The 6,059-nt window shown below is 43.4% G+C and carries 5 protein-coding genes; all 5 read right to left on the minus strand.

Features of this window, described 5'->3' with window-relative positions:
* Window positions 1-324 precede the first annotated feature (324 nt).
* Window positions 325-912, minus strand: coding sequence for a tetratricopeptide repeat protein (locus V7K50_RS23590; RefSeq protein WP_334964277.1), 588 nt, complete (start codon window positions 910-912; stop codon window positions 325-327).
* A gap of 312 nt (window positions 913-1,224) precedes the next feature.
* Window positions 1,225-2,019 carry a Tab2/Atab2 family RNA-binding protein gene (locus V7K50_RS23595; protein WP_334964285.1) on the minus strand — a complete coding sequence of 265 codons (795 nt, stop codon included), beginning with the start codon at window positions 2,017-2,019 and terminating at the stop codon, window positions 1,225-1,227.
* A 199-nt stretch (window positions 2,020-2,218) separates the two neighbouring features.
* Window positions 2,219-2,488 (minus strand): YciI family protein, encoded by a 270-nt coding sequence (locus V7K50_RS23600; protein ID WP_334964279.1) that lies wholly within the window; start codon window positions 2,486-2,488, stop codon window positions 2,219-2,221.
* A gap of 9 nt (window positions 2,489-2,497) precedes the next feature.
* Window positions 2,498-2,899 (minus strand): hypothetical protein, encoded by a 402-nt coding sequence (locus tag V7K50_RS23605; protein WP_334964281.1) that lies wholly within the window; start codon window positions 2,897-2,899, stop codon window positions 2,498-2,500.
* Window positions 2,900-3,146: 247 nt separating this feature from the next.
* Window positions 3,147-5,597 (minus strand): phenylalanine--tRNA ligase subunit beta, encoded by a 2,451-nt coding sequence (pheT, locus tag V7K50_RS23610; RefSeq protein ID WP_334964283.1) that lies wholly within the window; start codon window positions 5,595-5,597, stop codon window positions 3,147-3,149.
* Window positions 5,598-6,059 lie beyond the last annotated feature (462 nt).

A 6,059-nucleotide genomic window follows, 5' to 3' on the forward strand; every position in this document is an offset into this window, starting at 1 on the left:
TTGTTGAAAAAATTTTTAGCTGTGATTTTAGGCACTTCTTGATCCCACCTAACCCCTGACTTTTCACGGGATCTGGAAAACCTCTCTCTAAATCTCTCTCCTACAAGGAGAGAGACTTTGAATCTTCCCCATTCCCTACAAGGGAATGGGGTTAGGGGGTTAGGTTAATCGTTAGAGCTTTTCCACATGACGTGAAAAGTCAGCACCTAACCCCCAAAAAAAAAGGGGGGAACCGGAATTAACAGTAAACCAATTTATCGGGGGATTTAGGGGGATCTAAAACGTTTTGCTACCAACAAAAGGATTTTTTAAACAACCTCTAAATTAATATTCTGGATAAGTATCCAGCAGGTGCTGAAATACTTCTAAAGCTTGCAGATAAAGCGGCTCGGCTTGATCATGGCGTCCTTGAGAATCATAAAGTGACGCTAGGTTGTTCAGGCTGGTGACGACAGAAGGATGTTCTTCTCCTAGCAGCAGTTTTCTCTGTCCTAAAGCTTCCACTAACAACTCTTCGGCTTGGTCATAGCGTCCTTGATAATAGTAAAGTCCTGCTAACTTCTTCAGACTGGTGGGGACAAAAGGATGTTTTTCTTCCAGCAGCCGTTTTCTCTGTTCTAAAGCTTCCACTAACAACTCTTCGGCTTGGTCATAGCATCCTTGATAATAGTAAAGTCCTGCTAACTTCTTCAGACTGGTGGGGACAAAAGGATGTTTTTCTTCCAGCAGCCTTTTTCTGTGTTCTAAAGCTTCCACTAACAACTCTTCAGCTTGGTCATAGCGTCCTTGATAATAGTAGAGTCCTGCTAGGATTTTCAGGGTAGTCGCAACAGAAGAATGTTGTTCTCCCAGCACCCATTTTCTCTGTCCTGAAGCTTGCAGATACAGCACTTCGCGGTTCAGCTTGCTCATAGCGTCCTTGATAATAGTAGAGTTCTGCTAGCTCCTTCAGGCTGGTGGCAACAGAGAGATGTTCTTCTCCCAAACGGGTTTGCACCGTTGATAAACGTTGCTCAGACCAAATTGCTGCCATCAGCGCTCAATCTGTATTTATGCAGCATTACAGATATCTGCTTGATGTTAAGTCTTGCCAAGGTTTGAGATGTATAATCTGAGGGTATAAAGTTTGAGTTTATTATAAGTATTTACAAACTTTACTACCTTCGCTTTATTTACCGAAAAAATAGGCAAGAAGAAACGGAACAATATTTGTGTCAATTAATATCAATCTTCTGTCTGCAATAACCAAAAGCCGCTATAAGTCATCCCAGAATCATCGGGTTGCACTAACAAAAAATGTAATCCTCGGCAATGCTTTTTCCGTTGTTGAAATGCTTGGGCAGCTGTTGTAACTTCTGGATCTTCAAATGTGGCAACAATCCATCTATCCACTAAACCAGCTTCTAATATTAAGCCATCCGGTGCGCCAGAAATGTAGTTCAAACTTACGACACGGGCTTGCTGCAACCACCGCGCTAGGCGCATTGATTGCCGTCCACCATAAATTACCACACCAGGGACGGGGACAGTTGACGCTAAACCCAAATTGATGGGTTTGAGGTGTTCTGGGATGTGCAAAATGGGAATGGGGCGATCGCTAAATCTCGTTTCTACATCACTAGCAGCTAAACTTGCAAAACGCCATTGTTCTCCCCAGAGGTTTTCTGGTAATGGTGCTGGGGGTGGTTTATCCAGCGTTGAGGGATATTGCTTTTCTTGCAACCACTGCTTTAACGCCAAAGTGTGACGGGTAGGTTCGACATTTATACTTAAATTGCGTCCCGCCGCCTCAATTAAACTGAGTGACTGCGGACGAAACACCTGAATCACATCCGGCAATTTTTCACCAGCAGCTAGCTCAAGTTGAGTAGAAACCCAATTAGAATTTGCTGCTGACTGGAGACAGGTAGCTTCATACTCAAAGCTGCGAGTTGCGTCACAAATCAACAACTCCCATAAAACTTGTCCAGATGCATCTGCTAATGGACGACGATAAAAATCAGCTTGCCAAATTTTCATATTTGTGGGGAGTGAGGATGCAGAAGAGTGGAGTTCAAAGACTCGTTCACGAGTATCAAAGACTCGTTCCTTATAGCGGTTCCCACTCAGATGCGGTACAACATTATATCGCAAGGTGTAGGGGCACGGCATGCCGTGCCCCTACGGGTGTACCTCACGTAAACGAGAACCGCTATATTCCCCATGCTCCATACTTAATTCAAAAAGCCTGAATCCATTCTTTGACTGAATATTCAGTCCAGATACCATTTTTCCAGTAGGGATCGTTTTCAATTAACTGGCGGACGATCGCTTCGTCTTCGGCTTCGTAAATCCCAAAAACTTTTGTGACATCCTTTGTGGGGCCGATAGTAATCAGCACACCGGATTCTTTCTGTTTTGCTAATCCGTCTAAATGAGCTTGACGGTGGGGGACGCGTTTTTCGAGAACGTCTTCGCAATAAGTTCCCCAGACTACATATTTAGGCATAATTGCTTGTTACTCCTGCTGGTTAATAAGATATTGCTCTGCCAAAAGCTTGAGTCGATCTCCTTCTAAAATGAGATTCTCAATGGCTTCTTTGATTTCAAGGTATGGCTGACGAGAGAATTTCTTTTCTCGTTCAATTGCACGTCGAGTTTCTGCCCTCAACCTTCCAGCCCACTTGTGTTTCCCAAAAATATCTAAACCAAGGGATACAACACTATCTGTACCAGATTGACTTGCTTCCTGATTAATATTACGTATATTTACATTAACCTCCTTTTTGAGCGCTCTGAGTTGCTTTTGTAATAGAGAAATTTGCTTAACCTGTAGTTTGACTGATTTAGGACTATCAAGTGTGAGAGACATCTGTGATTGCGTCTGCTGAGTTTGTTGAGTTATTTCCAGCGTGTTCATAATATGCGCCGATGTAGAGTTGAAAATTTTTGGCTAGTCTTTACAAAAGAATATGAGGCAGAGCCTCAAGTAAAGTATTCCCAGGTTCAACCTGGGAACTAGACCAAAGAACTCCTAATACCATTTCACTTTAAAAATGATACAAATACCCTAGTAAGGGCATGGCAATGCCATGCCCCTACGATAAATCTATGTGTGTCAAGGTTTTCGTGAATTGGTATAACTCCAAACTCCTAACTCCTAACTCCTAACTTCTGAGGTTCACGCCGAATTTTTCCACCAAGGCTTCGCGGACTTTATTATGTACTGGTTCAACTTCAGCCTCAGTCAAAGTGCGATCGCTAGCCCGATAAACTAGACGGAATGCCAAACTTCTCTGTCCTTCGGGGACGTTTTCGCCACGATATTCATCAAATAATTCCACTGATTCGAGCAAATCTTTACCCGCTTTGGTAATTACTTTTTCAATTTCGGAAACTGAGATTTTCACGGGTGCGAAAAAGGCGATGTCGCGATCGCTAGCTGGATAGGTAGAATAAGGACTGAATGTGGGAACGAGAATTTCATCTTGTCCTAGAGATTCTAAAAGCACATCTAGATCCAACTGAAAAACATAAACGGAATCTGGTAAACCTTTGTCTCGTCGCAATTGCGGATGGAGTTGTCCAAAAATTCCCAGCCGGGTACCCCTAATCCACAGAGAAGCGGTGCGCCCTGGATGTAAGCGATGATCTCGACAATCGGGTTGAAATTCTACCTCCAAAGCAAGTTGCCGAAATACACTTTCTAAAATGCCTTTGGCTTCAAACCAGGTGATGGGTTCTTCGCGTCCACTTTTTGACCATTTGCCAACAGTGCGATCGCCTCCCACAATGCCCGCCAGGGCTTCTGTTTCTTGCAAACCCTCTTCTTCTCGCCAGAAAATCTGCCCAATTTCAAAACCGTTAAGGGCACCATTACCCTGCTCTAAATTGTATTGAAAGGCATCAATCAGCCCAGATATCAAATCGGTTCGCAGGGCTGAATATTCTACAAATAAGGGGTTTGACAGTACTATGTTTCTGTCTTCTCCTGGTTTGACTAAAGAATAGTGGATTAATTCTGTCAATCCTTCAGCCCGGAAGAAAGCTCGTAATTTGCGAATTAGTTCTTCATCTAAAGGCAGATAACCGGCTTCGGCTTTTTCTGGTAAAGTATCACAGAATTTGTTGTAGCCATAGAGACGGGCAATTTCTTCAATTAAATCAATTTCCCGCTCTAAGTCGCGGTAACGATAGGGTGGGACAGAGACAGACCATGTAGGTTGATGGTTAGTATCTTCTCCTGAAGGAGTTAATTTACATCCCAATGCAGTCAGGATGCGCTCAACATCTTGTTCTTGGAGTTCACCTGCGTCCTCTTCCAATTCGATTGGCCCGAGTATTTGATTAACTCGATCTAAACGCAGGGCGATGGAACGACTCCAGGTAGAAGGATCGGGGCGGGTGTCGGTAATTTCCTGCTGGACTATAATTCCACTCGCTAATTCGCTAATTAAAGATAAGGCGCGGCGATTAGCTATTTCCAACTCAGCGCGGTTAACTCCCCGTTCATATCTGCCAGAAGCCTCACTTCTTAACCCAACACTGCGGGAAGAACGGCGAATTGCCACGGAATCAAATAAAGCTGCTTCTAAAACTAGGCTTTGAGTCCCTTGATGGACTTCTGTTTCTTCTCCACCCATGACTCCCGCCAGTGCAACGGGTCTGTCGTTAGCGGTAATTAACAAATTTTGGGTTGCTAGGGTGCGAGTTTGTCCATCCAGGGTTTTGAGAAATTCTCCATTATTGGCGAAGCGAACGCCGATGGTTAGATTTTCGCTACTTGCAACAGATTGTAGGCGATCGCAGTCAAAGGCGTGTAGTGGTTGTCCCCATTCCAACAAAACGTAATTAGTAATATCCACAACATTACTGATGGGACGTACCCCAGCCGCCCGCAAACGCTGTTGCAGCCATTGGGGAGACGGAGCAATTTTCACCTGTGCAATTACCGTACCGATGTATGCAGGACAAGCTTGGCTATCGGCAATTTTTAAAGCTAAATTTCCGGCACTTTTGGTAATAGAAACTTCACCCGGTTCAGGAATGCTCAACTTTCCACCCGTCAAAGCTGCTACTTCCCTTGCTACGCCTACCATACTCAAAGCATCAGCGCGATTAGCAGTTGCCGTGAGGTCTAAAATTACATCATCTAAACCCAACAACGGACGCACGTCACTACCCAATGGTAAATTTTCCTGGGTAAAAATATGAATTCCGTCTACATCAGTGGGCAAACCGAGTTCCTTTAAAGAACAAATCATGCCCTGAGAAGGGACACCACGTAGTTTTGCTGGTTTAATTTTTAAATCGATATTTGGTAAGTAAGTACCCGTAGTTGCCACTGGTACATAGATATCTGCCTTCACATTGGCAGCACCACAGACAATATTTAAAGTTTCACCTGCACCGATATCCACCTGGCAAACACTCAATTTATCGGCGTTGGGATGGGGTTGACGCTCAAGCACTTTCCCGATCACCACACCATTTGCCCAAGTGCGGCGGTCTTCAATATCTTCAACCTCAAACCCCGCCATTGTCAGGGTTTCGGCTAATTCTTCTGGACTAAGTTTTATCTCTACTAGTTCGCGCAGCCAATTTAGAGAAATACGCATGGAATGTGCTTGTTTTAGGAATCGTCTTTTGTTCTCATTTTAGGGTGTCTACTAGCGATCGATGGCTACTCGTCCCCTTTTACTTGAACAATCCTACTACGTTAGACTGGCAGAACAATATACTAGACACAATTTAGCTAACTAGGTAGGATGTGCGATCGCAAGGAATAGTAGACCTAATAGGTCAAACAATTCAAGTAGAAATTTTGAGTAACGGAGAGGAAATCATCCAATAAATCATTTAGATTATCAGCAATTATTTGTAAAAACCCTGGAACAATTCATTTCTAAGCTCTTGAATAAGTTTAGACTTCCTTACATAGATTGATTTTTTAACGCCGACTTACTTAAAATTGATATAGGAATTCTATTTGATTTTTGAATAAGCTCCGTACATCTGTAGAGTGTCAAAATCAAAGGTAGTGTGTCTAATAAACCACTCAAATATCCACTTTAAATGTG

Source organism: Nostoc sp. (genome assembly GCF_036917135.1).
In the GTDB taxonomy this organism is placed as follows: Bacteria; Cyanobacteriota; Cyanobacteriia; order Cyanobacteriales; family Nostocaceae; genus Nostoc.